Raw genomic sequence first — 20674 nt, forward strand, 5'->3', positions numbered from 1 at the left:
GCGCAGGCCTCATCCGTGGCGGTTCAGGCGCAGGCCTTCAAGGCCTGGGCAATGTCGGCGAGCAGGTCGTCGATGTCTTCAAGCCCCACCGACAGGCGCACCAGCCCTTCCGAGATGCCATGCTCGGCACGCTCCTGCTGGGTATAGCTGGAGTGGGTCATGCTCGCCGGGTGCTGGGCCAGCGACTCGGCATCGCCCAGGCTCACCGCGCGGCTGAACAGCTGCAGGGCGTTCATGAAGCGACGACCGGCCTCGATCCCGCCCTTGAGCTCGAAGGCGATCATGCCGCCCGGCAGGCGCATCTGCCGCTGGGCCAACGCGTACTGCGGGAAGGACGGCAGGCCCGGGTAGTGCAGCAGCTCTACCTGTGATTGTTCGGCGAGGAACTCGGCCACCTGCTGGGCATTGGCGCAGTGACGGTCCATGCGCAGCGCCAGGGTCTTGATGCCGCGCATCAGCAGCGCCGCGTCATGGGGCGACAGCACCGCGCCGGTCATGTCCTTGAGCCCTTCCAGGCGGATGCGCTCGACCAGCGCCTTGCGCCCGACCACCAGGCCGGCGGTGATGTCGCCATGCCCGGACAGGTACTTGGTGGCTGAATGCACCACCAGGTCCACGCCCAGCTCCAGCGGGCGTTGCAGGTAGGGCGTGCAGTAGGTGTTGTCGACCACGATGCTCAGGTCGTGGCCACGGGCGGCATCGACCACCGCGGCGATATCCACCAGTTGCATGTTGGGGTTGGCCGGGGTCTCGAAATAGATCATCCGCGTCTTCGGCGTGATCGCGGCCTGCAGTGCCGGGATGTCGTTGAGATCAACATGGCGGATCTTCACGCCGAACTCGCCGATGCCGTGGTGCAGGTAGGCGAAGGTGCAGCCATACAAGGTGCTGCCGACGATCAGCTCGTCGCCGGGGCGTAGCAGGGTCCATAGCGTGGCGGTGATGGCGCCCATGCCGGAGGCCAGCGCCAGCCCGGCCTCGCCCCCTTCCAAAGACGCCATGCGCTGCTCGAGCAGGGCCAGGGTCGGATTGGAAATACGGCTATAGAAATGCCCCGGTTCCTCGCCCGCGAAGCAGGCGGCGCCGTACTCGACGGTGGGGAAGGCATAGGTGGCGGTCTGGTATACCGGCGGCACCAAAGCGCCGCCGTGGGACATCGGGTCATAGCCATGGTGGATGGCCCGCGTGGAGAAACCGGTGTTCTTGTTGGAGTCGCGCATGGCAACAGCCTCTTGTGGTTTGTTATAAGCTTATGCCACCAAGCTGCCGCGCTTTTTCCAAACTTGCCCACGCGATTGCGCAAGTTTTGAAAGAAAAACAACAAAAACAGAACCAGGAGGGCAAGATATGCCTTCAGCTCTTGACCGTACCGACCGCGCCCTACTCGCCGCCCTGCAGGACAACGCCCGCCTGACCGTTTCCGAACTTGCCGACCAGGTCGCCTTGACCACTTCGCCCTGCTGGCGGCGGGTCAAGCTGTTGGAGGACAACGGCTACATCACCGGCTACCAGGCCATTCTTTCACCCAAGTCGCTGGGCTTCGGGGTGACCGCGTTCGTCAGCATCATGATGGACTCGCACACCAAGGAGATGGCCCTGGCGTTCGAGCAGCGGCTGATGGAGATTCCCGAGATCGTCGCCTGCCACAACATCTCCGGGCGCTATGATTTTTTGCTGGAGATCCTGGCGCGGGACCTGGAGTCGTTTGGCGAATTCACCCGGGAGGTGCTGCAACGGTTGCCGGGGGTGAAAGAGATCTATTCGAGTTTTTCGTACAAGGCGGTGAAGGAGCGGCGGGTGATTCCCGTTTCCGAGAAACACATTTAGAGAGTCGGGGGCGCGCTGCGCCCCGTTCGCGGCACAGCAGCCCCGGCTCTCCCGAACCAAACAAAAAACCCCGCCGAAGCGGGGTTTCTCAGATCACGCGGATACTCAGATCGCACCACGCTGACGCAGCACATCCAGCACCAGCTTCACACCTTCATCGACACTGACCGACTGGGTGTCGATCACCAGGTCCGCATCCAGCGGCACATCGAACGGGAAGCTCTCGCCCGGGATATTGTCGCCACCGGCTGCGTACAGCCCTTGCGGATCACGCTCACGGCAGACCAGCGGCGACGCCTGGACGTAGACGGTGACCAGGCGCTCCTTGCCGATCAGCGCCTTGGCTTGCTCGCGGCCTTCGGCATCCGGGGCAACGAAGGCGGCCAGGGTCAGCAGGCCGGCTTCGTTGAACTGGCGCGCCACATGGGCGGCGCGGCGCCAGTTCTCGGTGCGGCCGGCGCGGTCCTGCGGCAGACCCTTGTTCAGGTCGTGACGCAGGTTCTGGCCATCGAGCACATAGACCGCACGGCCCATGTCGAACAGCTTGCGCTCCACGGCATAAGCCAGGGTGCTCTTGCCGGCGCCGGACAGGCCGCTGAACAGCACGGTGGCCGGCTGCTGGCCGAAGCGCAGAGCACGCTCTTCGGTCGACACATGGGCTAGCTTGCCGTGCTGACCGGTGCCACCGTGCGGCAGTACCGGCGGGGCGATGATCATGCCGGCGCCGACGGTGCCGTTGGTCAGGCGGTCGATGACGATGAACGCGCCGGTGGTGCGGTTGCTCTCGTAGCCGTCCAGGGCGATGGCGCTGTCCAGCGCGACCTTGACCCGACCGATCTCGTTGAGCTGCAGCGCGCTGGCGGCGCCCTGCTCCAAGGTATTCACATCGACCTTGTGGGTGATGCTGGCGATCGAGCCCGGCACGTAGCTGGTGGCGCGCTTGATGTCGTACTTCTTGCCCGGGAGCATCGGCTCCTCGGCCATCCACACCAACATGGCGTCGAACTGGTCGGTCACCGTCGGAACATTGTCGGCATGCACCAGCAGGTCGCCACGGGAGATGTCGATCTCGTCTTCCATGGTCAGGGTCACGGCCTGGCCGGGGCCGGCGTTCTCCAGCTCGCCTTCATAGGTGACGATGGACTTGACCCGACTGCTCTTGCCCGACGGCAGCACGACGATCTCGTCGCCCTTGTGCACCACGCCACCGGCGATGGTGCCGGCGAAGCCGCGGAAATTCAGGTTCGGACGGTTGACGTACTGCACCGGGAAACGCAGGTCGGTGACATTGCGGTCGGCGGCGATCTCGACGGTCTCGAGGATCTCCATCAACGCCGGCCCCGTGTACCACGGCGAACGCTCGCTGCGGTTGACCACGTTGTCGCCCTTGAGCGCCGACATCGGCACGAAGTGCAGGCTCGAAGGCTTGAGGTTGATGCCCTCGGCGAACGTCAGGTAGTCGGCCTTGATCGACTCGAAGACCTGCTCGTCAAAGCCCTTGAGGTCCATCTTGTTGACCGCGACAACGATGTGCTTGATGCCCAGCAGGGAGGCGATGTAGCTGTGCCGGCGGGTCTGGGTCTGCACGCCGTAGCGGGCGTCGACCAGGATGATCGCCAGATCGCACGTGGACGCGCCGGTGGCCATGTTGCGGGTGTACTGCTCGTGGCCCGGGGTGTCGGCGATGATGAACTTGCGCTTGGCGGTGGAGAAGTAGCGGTAGGCGACATCGATGGTGATGCCCTGCTCGCGCTCGGCCTGCAGGCCGTCGACCAGCAGCGCCAGGTCGACTTCCTCGCCGGTGGTGCCGGACTTTTTCGAATCGCGGGTGATGGCCTCGAGGTGGTCCTCGTAGATCATCTTCGAGTCGTGCAGCAGGCGCCCGATCAGGGTGCTCTTGCCGTCGTCCACGTTGCCGCAGGTGAGGAAACGCAGCAGTTCTTTACGCTCGTGCTGAGCCAGATAAGCGAGGATGTCTTCGCTGATCAAATCGGATTGGTGCGACATGAGGAAACCCTGAAATTAGAAGTAGCCTTGGCGTTTTTTGTCTTCCATGGAACCGGCGCCATCGTGGTCGATGACGCGGCCCTGGCGCTCGGACGTTCGGGTCAGGAGCATTTCCTGGATGATGTCCGTCAGGGTCTCGGCTTCAGACTCGACCGCGCCCGTCAGCGGGTAGCAGCCCAGGGTACGGAAACGCACTTTCTTCTTCACGATGCGCGCCTTCTCCTCGTCGCTCAGGTGCTCGAGGATGCGTTCGTCGTCGATCATGATCAGGGTGCCGTTCTTCTCGATCACTTCGCGCTCGGCGGCGAAGTACAGCGGCACGATCGGGATGCCTTCGAGGTAGATGTACTGCCAGATGTCCAGCTCGGTCCAGTTCGACAGCGGGAACACGCGGATCGACTCGCCCTTGTTGACCTTGCCGTTGTAGATGTTCCACAGCTCCGGGCGCTGGTTCTTCGGGTCCCAACGGTGCTTGCTGTCACGGAACGAGTAGACGCGCTCCTTGGCCCGCGACTTCTCTTCGTCACGGCGCGCACCGCCGAAGGCGGCGTCGAAACCATGCTTGTCCAGCGCCTGCTTCAGGCCCTGGGTCTTCATGATGTCGGTGTGCTTGGAGCTGCCATGGGTGAACGGGTTGATGCCCTGCGCCACACCCTCGGGGTTGACGTGGGTGATCAGCTCCAGGCCCATCTCTTCGACCATCTTGTCGCGGAAGCGGTACATCTCCTGGAACTTCCACTGGGTGTCGACGTGCATCACCGGGAACGGCAGCTTGCCCGGGAAGAACGCCTTGCGCGCCAGGTGCAGCATGACCGCGGAATCCTTGCCGATCGAGTACAGCATCACCGGGTTGTCGAACTCGGCGGCCACCTCGCGGATGATGTGGATGCTCTCCGCCTCCAGCTGTTTCAAGTGCGTCAGATTGTCGACCATGGCTACTCACGAAAAACGATCTTATGGACGGCCTGCGGGCCGTGTTCGAGCGAGCCACTTTATCACAGCACCTGATTCTATTTAGGAGGCTGCCTAGATCGAAACAATCTAACGATATGACTGGGGGTTTGGGCAAAAAACATCGCGGGGCAAGCCCGCTCCCACGGTCATCGTGAGAGCGGGCTTGCCCCGCGATGAGGCCGTCAGATCGGATTCGGGCAATCGATGAACAGGTGCTCGACCGCGAAGCGCCGCGCCAGGTAATCGCCCAGCGCCTGCACACCATAGCGTTCGGTGGCGTGGTGCCCGGCGGCGATGAAGCTCACGCCATTCTCGCGGGCACTGTGGAAGGTCTGCTCGGACGCCTCGCCACTGATGAACAGGTCGACCCCGGCGGCGATGGCGGTGTCGATGTAACCCTGCCCGCCCCCGGTGCACCAGCCGACCCGGCGGATCATCTGCTCACCCTCGACGACCAACGGCTCGCGCCCCAGCGCCTCGCGTACCCGACGGGCAAAGTCCCGCGCCGACACCGGCTCCGCCAGCGAACCGACCAAACCGACCACCTTGGGGTTGTTCGGGTCCAGCGGGCCTTCGACGGTGATGTCCAGCTGGCGCGCCAGCTGCACGTTGTTGCCCACTTCCGGGTGCACGTCCAGCGGCAGGTGGAACGCCAGCAGGCTGATGTCGTGCTTGAGCAGGGTCTTCAGGCGCCGCTGCTTGATCCCGGTGATACACGGGTTCTCGCCCTTCCAGAAGTAGCCATGGTGCACCAGCACCAGGTCGGCCTCGGCCTCGACCGCCGCGTCCAGCAGCGCCTGGCTGGCGGTGACGCCGCTGACGATACGGCTGACCTGGGGACGGCCCTCGACCTGCAGGCCGTTGGGGCAGTAGTCCTGGATCTTCGCGCTGCCCAGGTAGCGCTCGGCTTCCTCGACCAGGGTATTGAGGGCGACGGCCATGAAAAATCTCCTCGAATTCGGCGTTGCACCAGGGCGCAAGGCCCTATAATGGCCGCCATTATGGGCCGTCGCCGGTTTCGGGGGAACCGGCGGCAGTCGCCTGGGGGATCCCAGCCATCGCGGGGCCAGCCCGCTCCCACGCCACCTCGTCACACCGTGGGAGCGGGCTTGCCCCGCGATCGCGCAGACCCGTCGCCGATCGTTGTGTTCACGTGTATGATCGCGCGCGCTCGCCCCGGGCCGAACTGACATGGCCCCCGCCCTACTCCCAGGATTCATTCATGTTCAAGGCTCTGCGTTACTTCGGCTGGCCCCTGCTCACCGGTGTGCTGATCGCCATGCTGATCATCCAGCGCTTCCCGCAATGGGTCGGCCTGCCCAGCCAGGACGTCAACCTGCAGCAGGCCCCGCAAACCACGAAGATCATGCAGGGCCCGGTGTCCTACGCTGACGCCGTGACCCTGGCCGCGCCCGCGGTGGTCAACCTGTACACCACCAAGGTGGTGAACAAGAGCGCCCACCCGCTGTTCGAAGACCCGCAGTTCCGCCGCTTCTTCGGCGACAACCTGCCCAAGCAGCGGCGCTGGGAGTCAAGCCTGGGCTCGGCGGTGATCATGAGCCCGGAAGGCTACCTGCTGACCAACAACCACGTCACCAGCGGCGCCGACCAGATCGTCGTGGCCCTCAAGGACGGCCGCGAGACCCTCGCCCGGGTGATCGGCAGCGACCCGGAAACCGACCTGGCAGTGCTGAAGATCGACCTCAAGAGCCTGCCGGCGATCACCATCGGCCGCTCCGACAACATCCACATCGGTGACGTGACCCTGGCCATCGGCAACCCGTTCGGCGTCGGCCAGACCGTGACCATGGGCATCATCAGCGCCACCGGTCGCAACCAGCTGGGCCTGAACAACTACGAAGACTTCATCCAGACTGACGCTGCGATCAACCCGGGTAACTCCGGCGGCGCGCTGGTGGATGCCAACGGCAACCTGGTGGGCATCAACACGGCGATCTTCTCCAAGTCCGGCGGCTCCCAGGGCATCGGCTTCGCCATCCCGGTCAAGCTGGCGCTGGAGGTGATGAAGTCGATCGTCGAGCACGGCCAGGTGATCCGTGGCTGGCTGGGCATCGAAGTGCAGCCGCTGAGCCAGGAACTGGCCGAATCGTTCGGCATGCAGGGCCGCCCAGGCATTGTCGTGGCAGGTATCTTCCGCGATGGCCCGGCGGCGCGCGCGGGGTTGCAGTTGGGCGACGTGATACTGAGCATCAATGGCGAGCCGGCCGGTGACGGACGCAAGTCGATGAACCAGGTGGCGCGGATCAAGCCCAACGAGAAGATCACCATCGAGGTGGTGCGCAATGGGCAGCAACTGAAACTGGTGGCCGAGGTGGGGCTGCGGCCGCCGCCAGCGCCGGTGGCCACGAAGGAAGAGAAGTAAACCAACACAGGGTGAACCTTATGCGCGGTCCCTGTAGGAGCGGCCTTGTGTCGCGATGGGGCGCGTAAGCGGCCCCAGGTTTTCAGCTTCGCAGCACATATCCCCGGGGCCGCTACGCGGCCCATCGCGACACAAGGCCGCTCCCACAGGGGGACAGTTCCCTGCGCGACAGCGCAGCCCCCAAAGGGCTGGGCGATCTCCTACAGGGACCGCGTCAGCCGCCCCGGTGGGGCGGCCCCGATTGCATCAATGCAGGATCTGGCTCAGGAACAGCTTGGTCCGATCACTGCGCGGCCGGTCGAAGAAGTCATCCGGCGCGGCCTGTTCGACGATCTCGCCCTTGTCCATGAAGATCACCCGGTTCGCCACGGTGCGGGCAAAGCCCATCTCGTGGGTCACGCAGAGCATGGTCATGCCGTCTTCGGCCAGGCTGACCATGGTATCGAGCACCTCCTTGACCATCTCCGGGTCCAGCGCCGAAGTCGGCTCGTCAAACAGCATGATCTTAGGCTTCATGCACAGCGCCCGGGCAATCGCCACCCGCTGCTGCTGACCACCGGACAACTGCCCCGGGTACTTGTGCGCCTGCTCCGGAATGCGCACGCGCTCGAGGAAGTGCATGGCGATTTCCTCGGCCTTGCGCCGCGGCAGCTTGCGCACCCACATCGGCGCCAAGGTGCAGTTTTCAAGGATGGTCAGGTGCGGGAACAGGTTGAAGTGCTGGAACACCATGCCCACCTCGCGGCGGATCGCCTCGATCTGCTTGAGGTCATTGGTCAGCTCCACGCCATCGACGACGATGCGCCCTTGCTGGTGCTCCTCCAGCCGGTTGAGGCAGCGGATGGTGGTCGACTTGCCCGAACCGGACGGCCCGCACAGGACGATGCGCTCACCCTGGCGCACGTTCAGATTGATGTCCTTGAGCACATGGAACTGGCCGTACCACTTGTTCACGCCCTGCATCTGGATGATGCCTTCGGGGCCGGCAGGCTGCTTGATCGCTTCACTCATTTCGAAACTCCTAACGCTTGTGGCCAGTGTCCAGCTTGCGCTCCAGGTGCATGGAGTAGCGGGACATACCGAAACAGAAAATCCAGAACACCAGGGCGGCGAACACGTAGCCCTCGGTGGCCATGCCCAGCCAGGCCGGGTCAGCCGCCGCCTGCTTGACGCTGTTGAGCAGGTCGAACAGGCCGATGATGATCACAAGGCTCGTGTCCTTGAACAGGGCGATGAAGGTGTTGACGATGCCGGGGATCACCAGCTTGAGCGCCTGGGGCAGGATCACCAGGCCCATCGCCCGCCAGTAGCCCAGGCCCATGGCCGCGGCGGCTTCGTACTGGCCCTTGGGGATTGCCTGCAGGCCGCCGCGCACCACCTCGGCGATGTACGCCGACTGGAACAGGATCACGCCGATCATTGCCCGCAGCAGCTTGTCGAAGCTCATGCCCTCGGGCAGGAACAGCGGCAGCATCACCGACGACATGAACAGCACGGTGATCAGCGGCACGCCGCGCCAGAACTCGATAAAGGTCACGCAGACCACCTTCACCGCCGGCATGTTCGAGCGACGCCCCAGCGCCAGCAGGATGCCCAGCGGCAAGGCACCGACGATACCGACCGTGGCGATCACCAGGGTCAGCATCAGGCCGCCCCACTGGCTGGTGGGTACCGTGTCCAGGCCCAGCACGCCGCCGTGCAGCAGGATGTAGGCGAGGATCGGGTACAGCACCAGGAAGCCCAGGCCGTACACGGCCTTGCGCGGGAAGCGCTTGATGAACAGCGGTGCGGCACCGAGCACGGCAAGCCACACGGTCAGGTCGACGCGCCAGCGCAGTTCCGCCGGGTAGTAGCCGTACATGAACTGGCCGAAGCGTTGCTGGATGAACACCCAGCAGGCGCCCTCCTTGGTGCAGTCTGCGCGGGTGGTACCGACCCAGTTGGCGTCGATGAACGCCCACTGCACCAGCGGCGGCACGATCAGCCAGACCAGGTACAGGGCGAACAACGTCAGCAGGGTGTTGAGCCAGCTGGAGAACAGGTTGGCCCGCATCCAGGCGAGCACGCCAACGGTCTTCACCGGTGGCGGCATGTCGGGTTTGAAAACATGGGCTGTCACGGATGTACCCTCACCGTTCGATCAGCGCAATGCGCTTGTTGTACCAGTTCATCAACAGCGAAATGCTGATGCTGATGGCGAGATAGACGCTCATGGTGATGGCAATCACCTCGATGGCCTGGCCGGTCTGGTTGAGCACGGTACCGGCGAACAGCGAGACCATCTCCGGGTAGCCGATACCGGCGGCCAGTGACGAGTTCTTCGCCAGGTTCAGGTACTGGCTGGTCAGCGGCGGAATGATCACCCGCAAGGCCTGGGGAATGATCACCTTGCGCAGCGTCGGGCCTTCGCGCAGGCCCAGCGAACGGGCCGCCTCGGTCTGGCCATGGCTGACCGAACGGATACCGGAACGCACGATCTCGGCGATGAATGCCGCGGTGTAGATGGTCAGCGCAAGAGTCAGCGCCAGCAGCTCGGGGATCAACACCCAGCCACCGACGAAGTTGAAGCCCTTGAGCTGCGGCACCTCCCAGTGCACCGGGCTGCCGAACAGCAGCGCGCAGACGCCGGGGATGCCGATCAACAGCAACAGGCCGACCCAGAACTTGTGGAACGGCTCGCCGGTTTCGTCGAAACGTTTGTTGGCGAAACGCACCATCACCACAATGGCGACGATCGCCAGCGCCAGCGCGATGACGAACGGCCAGAAGCCCTCGGCCATCGCGGCGCCGGGCATGTTCAGGCCGCGGTTGCTGATGAAGAAGGTGTCGTCGATGTTGATGCTGCCCCGTGGCCCCGGCAGGGTCAGGAACACGGCGAAGTACCAGAACAGGATCTGCAGCAGCGGCGGAATGTTGCGGAAGGTTTCCACGTACACCGTCGCCAGCTTGTTGATCATCCAGTTCGGCGACAGCCGCGCCACGCCGATGATGAAGCCCAGCAGCGTCGCCAGGATGATGCCGATGAAGGTCACCAGCAGGGTGTTGAGCAGGCCGATGACAAACACCCGGGCGTAGCTGTCCGATTCCACGTAGGGGATCAGGTGCTGGGCGATGCCGAAGCCGGCGCTGCGCTCGAGAAAATCGAAGCCCGAGGTGATGCCCCGGTGCTGCAGGTTGGTCTGGGTGTTGTGGAACAGGTACCAGCCCAGGCCCACCACGAAGACCACCGTGAGGATCTGGAACAGCCACGCGCGCACACGTGGATCACTAAGGGAAAACCCTTTCCGTGCGCCGATTTGATTTTGCATGAAGTGCCCCGAAAAGAAGGGATTCGAACGACCCGCGGCGGCAGGATGCCGCCGCGGGGTGCAACCATCAGCGCACCGGTGGCGCGTACTGGATGCCGCCGTTGTTCCACAGGGCGTTCATGCCACGGTCGATCTTCAGGTCGGTGCTCTGGCCCAGGTTCTTCTCGAACACTTCGCCATAGTTGCCGACTTGCTTGACGATCTGCACTACCCAGTCCTTGGGCAGCTTGAGGTCCTTGCCATACTCGCCGTCGGCGCCCAGCAGGCGGGCGACGTCAGGGTTCTTGGTGGACTTGGCCTCGGCCTCGACGTTCTTCGAGGTGACGCCGGCCTCTTCGGCGTTGAGCATGGCGAACAGGGTCCACTTGACGATGCTGAACCACTCCTCGTCGCCCTTGCGCACCACCGGGCCCAGCGGTTCCTTGGAGATGGTTTCCGGCAACACCACGTACTCGGTCGGCGCGGCCAGCTTGGAACGCTGGGCGAACAGCTGCGACTTGTCGGAGGTCAGCACGTCGCAACGGCCGGACTCCAGCGACTTGGCGCTTTCGTCGGAGGTGTCGAAGGTGATCGGGGTGTACTTCAGGCCATTGGCGCGGAAGTAGTCGGAAACGTTCAGCTCGGTGGTGGTACCGGCCTGGATGCAGATGGTCGCGCCGTCGAGTTCCTTGGCGCTGGAGACGCCGAGCTTCTTGTTGGCGAGGAAGCCGACGCCGTCGTAGTAGGTGACACCGGCGAACACCAGGCCCATGCCGGCATCACGCGAGCTGGTCCAGGTGGTGTTGCGCGACAGCACGTCGACTTCGCCGGACTGCAGCGCGGTGAAGCGCTCCTTGGCGTTGAGCTGGCTGAACTTGACCTTGTTCGCGTCGCCGAAGACGGCAGCGGCCACGGCGCGGCACACATCGGCGTCGATGCCGACGATCTTGCCTTGCGCGTCCGGCACGGAGAAGCCTGGAAGACCATCGCTCACGCCACACTGGACGAAGCCCTTCTTCTTCACCGCATCGAGGGTAGCACCGGCCTGGGCGAAGCTGGTGGCACCCAGCGCGGCGGCGGCGGTCAGGACTGCCAGGGTGGTTTTCAACATCTTCATCAACAACCTCCAAATCGCTCTTGTTGTATGAGCCGGAATTGCACCGCACCCTTATGAGGCGCATCCGACCCCTTGTTGGCTTGTTTTTGGGTCAATTGGCGCAATGGGCTGTTCTGTGACAGCCTTCTATCCACACGAGGGGTGTTACCGTCAGAGGCTCACCCCTACGCATAACCAGAGACATAGCAAAGGGCGTACCACAGTCGAGGGCTTAAGCGATTAAGCGGGCGTCAAGTAGGAAAAGTTGTAGAGTTGCGACATTCTTTTCTGGCATTAACCGTCATCGCCTTCTTTTTACGCACCCAATCCGTACGCACGCACTCTTTCGGAGCAGTCATGACCCAGCCGTTGATCCTCGAACCCCAGAAACCCGCCGACGCCTGTGTGATCTGGTTGCACGGCCTTGGGGCCGACCGTTACGACTTCCTACCGGTCGCCGAATTTCTCCAGGAGCGCCTGCTCAGCACGCGTTTCGTCATGCCCCAGGCCCCCACCCGCGCGGTGACCATCAACGGCGGCTACCAGATGCCCAGCTGGTATGACATCAAGGCCATGACCCCGGCGCGAGCCATCGACGAAGCGCAACTGGAAGAATCCGCCGAGCAGGTCATTGCCTTGATCAAGGACGAGCAGGCCAAGGGCATCAGCCTGTCGCGCATCATCCTCGCCGGGTTCTCCCAGGGCGGCGCTGTGGTGCTGCACACTGCCTATATAAAGTGGCAGGAAGCCTTGGGCGGGGTGATCGCCCTGTCCACCTACGCACCGACCTTCACCGACAGCCAGCAGTTGAGCGCCTGCCAGCAGCGCACCCCGGCGCTGTGCCTGCACGGCGTGCACGACCCGGTGGTGGTCCCGTCGATGGGCCGCACCGCTTTCGAATACCTCAATACCTGGGGCGTCGCCGCCCGCTGGTACGAGTACCCGATGGAGCACGAAGTGGTGGTCGAGGAGCTCAACGACATCCATGAATGGTTGAGCCGCCAGTTGCAGTAACCCTGTAGCCCGCCATGCATTGCACTACGCCGCGCCCGATTCTTGCATTACACTGCCCGGCGTACATTCCTTAACCAGTTGACGAGACGACCGTGCTCAAGGCACTCAAGAAAATATTCGCCAAGGGAGACGCCGCGCCACAGGCCGCCGAGCCCGTCGCCGTGACCCCGCCCGCGCCGGCCGCGCAACCGGCCGTCGAAAAGGCCCCGGCGCGCCAGCACGCCAAGCCCAGGGCCGCGACCAAACCGCAGGCCGAACCCCAGCCCGCCGAGCAGCCCGCCCGGGACAAGCCGCGCCGCGAACGCAAGCCCAAGCCCCAGGCCAGCCTGTGGAAGCCCGAGGATTTCGTGGTCGAGCCGCAGGAGGGCAAGACCCGCTTCCACGACTTCAAGCTCTCCAACGAGCTGATGCACGCCATCCACGACCTCGGTTTCCCCTACTGCACGCCGATCCAGGCCCAGGTCCTGGGCCACACCCTGCGTGGCCAGGACGCCATCGGCCGGGCCCAGACCGGCACCGGCAAGACCGCCGCGTTCCTGATCTCGATCATCTCGCAGTTGCAGCAGGTGCCGCCGCCCAAGGAGCGCTACATGGGCGAACCGCGGGCGCTGATCATCGCCCCGACCCGCGAGCTGGTGGTGCAGATCGCCAAGGACGCCCAGGCCCTGACCAAGTACAGCGGCCTGAACGTGATGAGCTTCGTCGGCGGCATGGACTTCGACAAGCAGCTGAAATCGCTGGAGGCTCGCCACTGCGACATCCTGGTGGCCACCCCCGGCCGCCTGCTGGACTTCAACCAGCGCGGCGAGGTGCACCTGGACATGGTCGAGGTGCTGGTGCTGGACGAGGCCGACCGCATGCTCGACATGGGCTTCATCCCCCAGGTCCGCCAGATCATCCGCCAGACCCCGCCCAAGAGCGAGCGCCAGACCCTGCTGTTCTCGGCCACCTTCACCGACGACGTGATGAACCTGGCCAAGCAGTGGACCACCGACCCGGCCATCGTCGAGATCGAGCCGGAAAACGTGGCCAGCGAGACCGTCGAACAGCACGTCTATGCCGTGGCCGGCAGCGACAAGTACAAGTTGCTGTACAACCTGGTCACACAGAACAAGTGGGAACGGGTGATGGTCTTCGCCAACCGCAAGGACGAGGTACGGCGCATCGAGGAGAAACTGGTGCGCGACGGCATCAACGCCGCCCAGTTGTCGGGCGACGTGCCGCAGCACAAGCGCATCCGTACCCTGGAGAACTTCCGCGAGGGGCGCATCAGCGTGCTGGTGGCCACCGACGTGGCCGGTCGCGGCATTCATATCGACGGCATCAGCCACGTGATCAACTTCACCCTGCCGGAAGACCCGGACGACTACGTGCACCGCATCGGCCGTACCGGCCGTGCGGGCAGCAGCGGTGTGTCGATCAGCTTTGCCGGTGAGGACGATTCGTACCAGCTGCCGGCGATCGAGGAGCTGCTGGGGCGCAAGATCAAGTGCGAGATGCCGCCGGATGAGCTGTTGAAGCCGGTGCCGCGCAAGCATCATTGATCTTCAAGGCCGCTCACCTCCCTGTAGGAGCGGCCTTGTGCCGCGAAAGGGCCGCGCAGCGGCCCCAGCAATATCTGCATCAATGCTGAAACCCTGGGGCCGCTTTGCGGCCCTTTCGCGGCACAAGGCCGCTCCTACAGAAAGCGATCTTTCCCTAGGACTCCCAGCGCCCCGCCGCATCCTGATCGCTCTGCTTCCCCTCCACCCAGCGCGGCCCTTCCCGGGTATTTTCCTTCTTCCAGAACGGCGCCCGGGTCTTCAGGTAATCCATGATGAAATTGCAGGCATCGAACGCCGCCTGCCGGTGCGCGCTGGCCACGCCGACGAAGACGATCGGCTCGCCCGGCTCCAGTGCGCCGATGCGGTGCAGCACCTCGACCTTGAGCAACGGCCAGCGCTGCTCGGCCTCGACCACGATCTTGGCCAGGGCCTTCTCGGTCATGCCCGGGTAGTGCTCGAGGAACATCCCTGCCACGTCCAGGCCATCGTTGAAGTCGCGCACGTAGCCGACGAAACCGACCACCGCGCCCACGCCGACATTGGCGGCGTGCATGGCGTTGACCTCGATGCCCGGGTCGAAGGCCGCCTGCTGAACACGTACGGCCACGGTCAACCTCCGGTCACGGGTGGGAAGAACGCGATCTCGTCACCCTCTTCCAGTGGCTCATCGAGCCGGCACAGCTCTTCGTTGCGGGCGCACATCAGGTTCTGCTCGGCCAGCACCGTGTAGTACCCACCCTTGCCCACCAGGGCCTGGCGCACATCGTCCAGCACCTTGAAGTCGCCTTCCAGGCGCTCGGCATCGACGCCCAGCAACTCACGGTAGCGGGCGAAATACATGACCTTGACCTTCATCACCCCTCCACCTTGTAGTGGCCGCTCTTGCCGCCGGTCTTCTCCAGCAGGCGCACCTGCTCGATGACCATGCCCTTGTCCACCGCCTTGCACATGTCGTAGATCGTCAGCGCGGCGACGCTGGCGGCAGTCAGGGCTTCCATCTCGACGCCGGTCTGCCCGGCCAGCTTGCAGCGGGCGACGATATGCACCACGTCCTCGCCTTCGGCGGCCAGTTCGACCTTGACGCCGGTGAGCATCAGCGGATGGCACAGCGGAATCAGGTCGCTGGTCTTCTTCGCCGCCTGGATGCCGGCGATGCGCGCCACGGCGAACACGTCGCCCTTGGGGTGTTGGCCATCGACGATCATGCGCAGGGTGTCCGGCAACATGCGCACCCGTGCCTCGGCAATCGCCTCGCGCGCGGTCACGGCCTTTTCAGTGACGTCGACCATGTTGGCGCGCCCCTGGGAATCAAGATGAGTCAGCACTGCTCTGCTCCTGGGTAGGGAATACAGAGTGTAAACCTGCAGGTCAGCTTTGAGCAGCGGAAAGTATCTGCCAGACGTACACGGACAAATGTGGGAGCGGCCTTGCGTCGCGAAAGGGCCGCAAAGCGGCCCCAGAATTTCTGCTGTGATGCTTAGATTGCCGGGTCTGCTTCGCAGCCCTTTCGCGACGCAAGGCCGCTCCCACAAGACCCGGCGCAGGGTTTACAGATGCGACTCGGCGTACTCGGCCAGCACCGAGCGGGGCACGCCCTGCAGGGTGATGTGAACGCCGTGGGGGAAGTCCTTGAAGCGTTCGGTCAGGTAGGTCAGCCCGGAGCTGGTGGCCGACAGGTAGGGCGTGTCGATCTGCGCCAGGTTGCCCAGGCAAACCACCTTGGACCCGTTCCCCGCGCGGGTGATGATGGTCTTGATCTGGTGCGGCGTGAGGTTCTGGCACTCGTCGATGAGGATCAGGCTCTGCTGGAAGCTGCGACCCCGGATGTAGTTCAGCGACTTGAATTGCAACGGCACCCGCTCGAGGATGTACTCGACACTGCCGTGGGTGCTCTCGTCGTCCATGTGCAGCGCTTCGAGGTTGTCGGTGATGGCGCCCAGCCAGGGCTCCATCTTCTCCGCCTCGGTGCCCGGCAGGAAGCCGATCTCCTGGTCCAGCCCCTGCACGCTGCGGGTGGCGATGATGCGCCGGTAGCGCTTGCTGACCATGGTCTGCTCGATGGCTGCGGCCAGCGCCAGGATGGTCTTGCCCGAGCCGGCGGCGCCGGTCAGGTTGACCAGGTGGATATCCGGGTCGAGCAGGGCGAACAGCGCCAGGCTCTGGTGGATGTCCCGTGGCTTCAGGCCCCAGGCCTCCTGGTGCAGCAGCGGTTCCTGGTGCAGGTCGAGCAGCAGCAGCTCGTCGTTGCGGATGCCCTTGATCCAGCCGACGAAGCCTTGTTCGTCGATGATGAACTCGTTGATGTGCACCGCCGGCAGGTTGTCGATCAGCTGCACCCGGTGCCAGGTACGGCCGCGTTCCTGGCGGGTATCGACCTTGCTCACACGGTCCCAGAACGACCCCGTGACCGAGTGGTAGCCCTTGGACAGCAAGGACACGTCGTCGACCAGCTGGTCGGTGCTGTAGTCCTCCGCGGCGATCCCGCAGGCACGCGCCTTCAGGCGCATGTTGATGTCCTTGGTCACCAGCACCACGTCGAGGTCCTTGCGCTTGGCGCGCAGGTCCAGCAGCTGGTTGATGATGATGTTGTCGGCGAGGTTTTCGGGGAGCAGGCGGTTCGGCTCGTTGCGCGTGCTCATGAGAATGGACAGGAAACCCTTGGGCCCGCTCTTGCCACGCTGGATCGGCACGCCCTGCTCGACATCGCTGGGCGAGGCATCACCGAGGGTCTGGTCGATCAGGCGGATGGCCTGGCGACACTCGGCGGCGATGGTGTGTTTACCGGTCTTGAGCTTGTCGAGTTCCTCCAGCACCGTCATCGGTATGGCGACGTGGTGCTCCTCGAAGTTGAGCAGGGCGTTGGGGTCGTGAATCAGGACGTTGGTATCGAGCACATACAGGATTGGCTGGTTGGAGGAAGGGGTGCGTCCTTGGTCATCCATACTCGTTCACCTTATGTGAAAGCCACACGGCGCGAACGGCTGCGCCGCAGAGTGACTGCCGTTCTTCCCGTATCCGCGTCGTTACGGGCGGGAAGCTCACCTGGCAAAAGGGGCGTGGATGACGCCACCTGTGCTGCAGGGTTCGGCTGTCTGGTTCCTTGATACCGCAAAAACCATGACCGAAAAAAGTCTTTTTACGCTCAGGTGAAGTTTATTTTTCGGATTGACGAACAGGGCTTGGCGTGGGGCCTGAGCGGGACTACAGTCAGAGGTCAGGTAGCGCATCAAGCCCTTTCAGGCGCGTACGAAACGCTGGCGCAGCACATCGCTCAGGGCGTCCACCAGCAGCACCAGCAACAGCATGGCAATGATCACCGTGCTGGCCTGTGCCTCCTGGAACAGGCTCAGGGTCGCGTAGAGCATCTGCCCCAGACCGCCCGCCCCCACGAACCCCAGCACGCTGGCCATGCGGATGTTGTTCTCCCAGCGATACAGGCTGTACGCCAGCAGTTGCGGCCACAGGTTGGGCAGCGTGCCGAAACAGAACGCCGCCACCTGGCTGCCCCCTTGCAGGCGGATCGCCGCCGCAGGCTCAGGCGGTGCATTCTCCAGCGCCTCGGCGAACAGCCGCCCCAGTACCCCGGCAGTGTGCAGCGCCAGCGCCAGGGTACCGGCATTCGGCCCGAGGCCTGCGGCCAGCACAGTGAGCGCCGCCCAGACCAGTTCCGGGATCGCCCGCAACGCATTGAGCAGCAGGCGCGCCCCGCCCTGCAACGGCCAGCCGAAACGCCCGGCGGCCGGCAGCGCCAGCAACAGGCCGAGCAGCATCGCCAGCAGCGTCCCCATCCCGGACATGGCCAGCGTTTCCAGGGCGCCCTGCCCCACCGCCCGCAGGTGCGCCAGGGAAAGGTCCGGGTGCAGGAAGCGCGCCGCGTATTCGCCCATCTGCGCCGGTCCGCCGCTGCCGACGACCGCTGCCAGATCCAGCTCCAGGTAGGCGAACGACGCCAGCACCGCCGCCAGGACCGCGACGATCACCAGCCCATTGATCACCCGCCTCATGCGAGCCTCCCGCGCAGGAAGCGGCTGAGCAGGTCGGCCAGCACCACCAGCAACAGGAAGGTCAGCAGCATGCTCGCCACCTCGGCGCCGGCGAACATGCGCATCGACAGGTCGATCTGCTGGCCCAGGCCACCGGCGCCGACGAAGCCCATCACCACCGAGGCGCGCACCGCGCATTCCCAGCGGTACACGGTATAGGACACCACCTCGCTCGCGGCCTCGGGCAGGGTGCCGTAGAAAAACGCCGACAGGCGGCTACTGCCGGCCTGGAGCAAGGCATGGGCCGGACGCTGGTCCACCGACTCGAAGATCTCCGCGTAGACCTTGCCGAGCATGCCGCTGTAGGTAATGGCGATGGCCAGCACCCCGGCGGTCGGGCCCAGGCCCACGGCACGGACGAACAGCAGTGCCCAGACAATCTCGGGCACGCTGCGCAGGAAGATCAGTACGCCGCGCACCGGCAGGCGCGCAGCGCGTGACCATGGTCCCAGACGTCCACCATTGGAAGCGGCCCGCAGCGACAGCGCCCGGCTGGCCAACAGGCTGGCAGGCACCGCCAGCAGCAGCGCCAGGGTCATGCCCGCCGTGGCCACGGCCAGGGTCTGCACGGTGGCGGTGAACAGCAGGTCGAGAAACCCGAAGTCGTGAGCCGGGGGCCAGAACGCGCTGACGAAACCGGCCATCTGTTGACGGTTCTCGGCCTGCAACAGCACGCCGGGATCCAACTCGCTCAAACGCAGGCCCGGCCACAGCAGCGCCAGGCAAAGCAGGGTCAGCAGCAAGCGAGGGATGGCAGCGGGATCGCGGTGGTCAGTGCTCAGCATCGCGGAATCTGCACCTGCAGGCTCGCCGTCGCGGCGACAGGCGACGTCAGTTGCTCGTTGGCGTACAAGGCATCGAGCATCGCTTCGCTGACCGCTTCTGCCGGGCAATCGAACACCACCTGCCCGGCACGAATGCCGACAATGCGTGGGAAATGCGCCAAGGCGAGCTCCACCGCGTGCAGGCTGGCGACCAGGGTCACGCCATGGGCCTGGGCATGACGGTTGAGCAGTGCCAGGCTGTGGTCGGCCAGCACCGGGTCCATGGCCGAGACCGGCTCGTCGGTCAGCAGCACTTCGGGTCGCTGGTACAAGGCGCGGGCGATGCCGACCCGCTGCAACTGGCCACCGGACAACTGCCCGCACTGGGCGAACAGCTTGTCGGCCATGCCCAGCTCGGCGAGTGCCGCGCGAGCACCGGGTACATCGCCGGGGTGGATCAGGTTGAGCAGCCCGCGCAGCGTGCCCCACTCCCCCAGGCGCCCCGCCAGCACGGCGGTGACCACCCGCTGGCGCGGCGGCAGGGGCGGCGCTTGGTGCACCAGGCCGACCCGTGCGCGCAAGCGCTGGCGGGCCCGGGCAGACAATGCCCAAGGCTGCTCGCCCAACAACTCCAGCCGCCCGCCACTGGGCGGCACGGCGGTGCCCATCAGGTGCAGCAGGCTGGACTTGCCGGCCCCGGACGGACCGATGATCGCCACCCGCTCGCCCTGGCCGATCTGCAGGTCCACCGCGCCCAAGGCCTGGACCTGGCCGTGGCGCACGCCGGCGCCCTGAACACGGATACTCACTTGAGCAGGCCGGCCTCACGCGCGGCTTGCTCGGTGCCCGCGTAGTTCTCGGGCTTGGTCTCGATGAAGCGGCTGGCGGCCTGCAGGTCGAGGATCGCCTTGTCCGCAGGCTTGGCTGGGTCCAGGGCGAGGAAGGCCTGCTTGATCTTTTCTTTCAGTGCCGGGTCCATGTTGCCGCGCACGGTCCAGTTGTAGTCGAAGTACTCCGGCGTGGTGGCGAACACCTTGACCTTGCTGGTGTCGACCTTGCCGGCCGCGACCAGCTTGTCCCAGACGCTGGCGTTGAGCACGCCGGCATCCGCCTTGCCGGCCTGGACCCAGGCGGCGGTGGCATCGTGGGCGCCGGAATAGGCGACGCGGCTGAAGTACTCCTCGGGCTTGATGTTGTCGTTCTTGAGCATGAAGTAACGCGGCATCAGGCTGCCCGAGGTGGACGAAATCGAACCGAAGGCGAAGGTCTTGCCCTTCAGATCCTTGAGGCTCTTCACATCCGGGTTGGCGGTGATGAACTTGCTGGTGAACTTGGCATCCTGCTCACGCTGCACCAGCGGCGTGGCCTTGGGGTCCTTCAGGTGCACCTGGACGAAGGTGAAGCCCCCCAGCCAGGCCAGGTCCAGGCGATCGCTGGCCAGCGACTCGACCACCGCCGGGTAGTCGGCCACCGGCACGAACTGCACCTTCATGCCCAGCTGCTGCTCGAGGTATTCGCCCAGCGGCTTGAACTTGCGCAGCAGTTCGGTCGGCGCCTCGTCGGGGATGGCGCTGACGCGCAGCACATCGGCGGCCTGGGCGACCACGGCGCAGCAGGACAGCGCGAGGCCGGCAAACAGTGCCAGGGGGCGTTTGAGCATGGGGGTTCTCCGGTTCGATAGCGGGGCATGAGTCGGTGTCGCATCGCGGGTCTGCGTGGGAGCGGGCTTGCCCCGCGATGCTGATAAACGAGGGA

The 20674-nt window shown here is 64.7% G+C and carries 20 protein-coding genes; 4 read left to right on the forward strand and 16 right to left on the reverse strand.

Features of this window, described 5'->3' with window-relative positions; translation table 11 throughout:
* Positions 1-23: 23 nt before the first annotated feature.
* Positions 24-1220 (reverse strand): methionine gamma-lyase, encoded by a 1197-nt coding sequence (locus tag DMX06_RS10495; RefSeq protein WP_110736750.1) that lies wholly within the window; start codon positions 1218-1220, stop codon positions 24-26.
* Positions 1221-1347: 127 nt separating this feature from the next.
* Here DMX06_RS10495 and DMX06_RS10500 point away from each other — a divergent pair, with 127 nt between their 5' ends.
* On the forward strand, positions 1348-1827 hold the full coding sequence (locus DMX06_RS10500) for an Lrp/AsnC family transcriptional regulator (RefSeq protein WP_028689769.1): 480 nt from the start codon (positions 1348-1350) through the stop codon (positions 1825-1827).
* Positions 1828-1932: 105 nt separating this feature from the next.
* On the opposite strand, the gene cysN is transcribed toward DMX06_RS10500, so the two are convergent.
* The 3 genes from cysN to DMX06_RS10515 form a co-directional block, all read right to left on the reverse strand.
* The gene (cysN, locus tag DMX06_RS10505; RefSeq protein ID WP_110736752.1) at positions 1933-3834 is read right to left on the reverse strand and encodes a sulfate adenylyltransferase subunit CysN; all 1902 of its coding nucleotides are present in this window, start codon (positions 3832-3834) and stop codon (positions 1933-1935) included.
* A 15-nt stretch (positions 3835-3849) separates the two neighbouring features.
* Positions 3850-4767: a sulfate adenylyltransferase subunit CysD gene (gene cysD / locus DMX06_RS10510; protein WP_011535568.1), complete on the reverse strand. Its 918-nt coding sequence runs from the start codon at positions 4765-4767 to the stop codon at positions 3850-3852.
* Between the two features lie 203 nt (positions 4768-4970).
* Positions 4971-5729 (reverse strand): Nif3-like dinuclear metal center hexameric protein, encoded by a 759-nt coding sequence (locus DMX06_RS10515; protein WP_028689771.1) that lies wholly within the window; start codon positions 5727-5729, stop codon positions 4971-4973.
* Positions 5730-6010: 281 nt separating this feature from the next.
* Here DMX06_RS10515 and algW point away from each other — a divergent pair, with 281 nt between their 5' ends.
* Positions 6011-7171 carry a Do family serine endopeptidase AlgW gene (gene algW / locus DMX06_RS10520; protein ID WP_110736754.1) on the forward strand — a complete coding sequence of 387 codons (1161 nt, stop codon included), beginning with the start codon at positions 6011-6013 and terminating at the stop codon, positions 7169-7171.
* A gap of 246 nt (positions 7172-7417) precedes the next feature.
* Here the strand turns inward: algW and DMX06_RS10525 are convergent, their stop codons facing one another.
* The 4 genes from DMX06_RS10525 to DMX06_RS10540 all read right to left on the reverse strand — a co-directional run bounded on the left by DMX06_RS10525 (position 7418) and on the right by DMX06_RS10540 (position 11575).
* On the reverse strand, positions 7418-8182 hold the full coding sequence (locus tag DMX06_RS10525; protein ID WP_050703824.1) for an amino acid ABC transporter ATP-binding protein: 765 nt from the start codon (positions 8180-8182) through the stop codon (positions 7418-7420).
* 10 nt (positions 8183-8192) lie between these two features.
* The gene (locus DMX06_RS10530; protein WP_110736756.1) at positions 8193-9290 is read right to left on the reverse strand and encodes an amino acid ABC transporter permease; all 1098 of its coding nucleotides are present in this window, start codon (positions 9288-9290) and stop codon (positions 8193-8195) included.
* A 10-nt stretch (positions 9291-9300) separates the two neighbouring features.
* A complete protein-coding gene (locus tag DMX06_RS10535; RefSeq protein WP_110736758.1) occupies positions 9301-10479 on the reverse strand; it encodes an amino acid ABC transporter permease in 1179 nt (392 codons plus the stop codon).
* A 67-nt stretch (positions 10480-10546) separates the two neighbouring features.
* Positions 10547-11575, reverse strand: a complete 1029-nt coding sequence (locus tag DMX06_RS10540; protein ID WP_110736760.1) for an amino acid ABC transporter substrate-binding protein — start codon at positions 11573-11575, stop codon at positions 10547-10549.
* A gap of 336 nt (positions 11576-11911) precedes the next feature.
* Between DMX06_RS10540 and DMX06_RS10545 the strand changes: the two genes are divergently transcribed.
* Both DMX06_RS10545 and rhlB read left to right on the forward strand, forming a co-directional pair.
* Positions 11912-12568, forward strand: coding sequence for an alpha/beta hydrolase (locus DMX06_RS10545; RefSeq protein WP_110736762.1), 657 nt, complete (start codon positions 11912-11914; stop codon positions 12566-12568).
* Positions 12569-12660: 92 nt separating this feature from the next.
* The gene (gene rhlB, locus DMX06_RS10550; protein ID WP_110736764.1) at positions 12661-14112 is read left to right on the forward strand and encodes an ATP-dependent RNA helicase RhlB; all 1452 of its coding nucleotides are present in this window, start codon (positions 12661-12663) and stop codon (positions 14110-14112) included.
* A gap of 154 nt (positions 14113-14266) precedes the next feature.
* Here the strand turns inward: rhlB and moaE are convergent, their stop codons facing one another.
* The 8 genes from moaE to DMX06_RS10590 all read right to left on the reverse strand — a co-directional run bounded on the left by moaE (position 14267) and on the right by DMX06_RS10590 (position 20579).
* Positions 14267-14719 carry a molybdopterin synthase catalytic subunit MoaE gene (gene moaE / locus DMX06_RS10555; protein ID WP_110736766.1) on the reverse strand — a complete coding sequence of 151 codons (453 nt, stop codon included), beginning with the start codon at positions 14717-14719 and terminating at the stop codon, positions 14267-14269.
* Between the two features lie 2 nt (positions 14720-14721).
* Positions 14722-14967 (reverse strand): MoaD/ThiS family protein, encoded by a 246-nt coding sequence (locus tag DMX06_RS10560; RefSeq protein WP_110736768.1) that lies wholly within the window; start codon positions 14965-14967, stop codon positions 14722-14724.
* Entirely contained in the window at positions 14967-15437 is a 471-nt protein-coding gene (gene moaC / locus DMX06_RS10565) for a cyclic pyranopterin monophosphate synthase MoaC (RefSeq protein ID WP_046857035.1), read from the reverse strand. Before moaC ends, DMX06_RS10560 begins: the two co-directional genes overlap by 1 nt.
* Before the next feature lie 222 nt (positions 15438-15659).
* The gene (locus DMX06_RS10570; RefSeq protein ID WP_110736770.1) at positions 15660-17054 is read right to left on the reverse strand and encodes a PhoH family protein; all 1395 of its coding nucleotides are present in this window, start codon (positions 17052-17054) and stop codon (positions 15660-15662) included.
* Between the two features lie 294 nt (positions 17055-17348).
* Positions 17349-18116 carry a phosphonate ABC transporter, permease protein PhnE gene (gene phnE / locus DMX06_RS10575; RefSeq protein WP_110736772.1) on the reverse strand — a complete coding sequence of 256 codons (768 nt, stop codon included), beginning with the start codon at positions 18114-18116 and terminating at the stop codon, positions 17349-17351.
* Complete coding sequence (locus tag DMX06_RS10580; protein ID WP_110736774.1) at positions 18113-18940, reverse strand: PhnE/PtxC family ABC transporter permease; 828 nt, start codon at positions 18938-18940, stop codon at positions 18113-18115. Before DMX06_RS10580 ends, phnE begins: the two co-directional genes overlap by 4 nt.
* Positions 18934-19728 carry a phosphonate ABC transporter ATP-binding protein gene (locus tag DMX06_RS10585; protein WP_110736776.1) on the reverse strand — a complete coding sequence of 265 codons (795 nt, stop codon included), beginning with the start codon at positions 19726-19728 and terminating at the stop codon, positions 18934-18936. The genes DMX06_RS10580 and DMX06_RS10585 overlap by 7 nt, the downstream gene beginning before the upstream one ends.
* Positions 19725-20579, reverse strand: a complete 855-nt coding sequence (locus DMX06_RS10590; protein WP_050703810.1) for a putative selenate ABC transporter substrate-binding protein — start codon at positions 20577-20579, stop codon at positions 19725-19727. Before DMX06_RS10590 ends, DMX06_RS10585 begins: the two co-directional genes overlap by 4 nt.
* Positions 20580-20674 lie beyond the last annotated feature (95 nt).

This window comes from Pseudomonas mosselii, from assembly GCF_003205295.1.
GTDB classification, from domain to species: Bacteria; Pseudomonadota; Gammaproteobacteria; order Pseudomonadales; family Pseudomonadaceae; genus Aquipseudomonas; species Aquipseudomonas mosselii_B.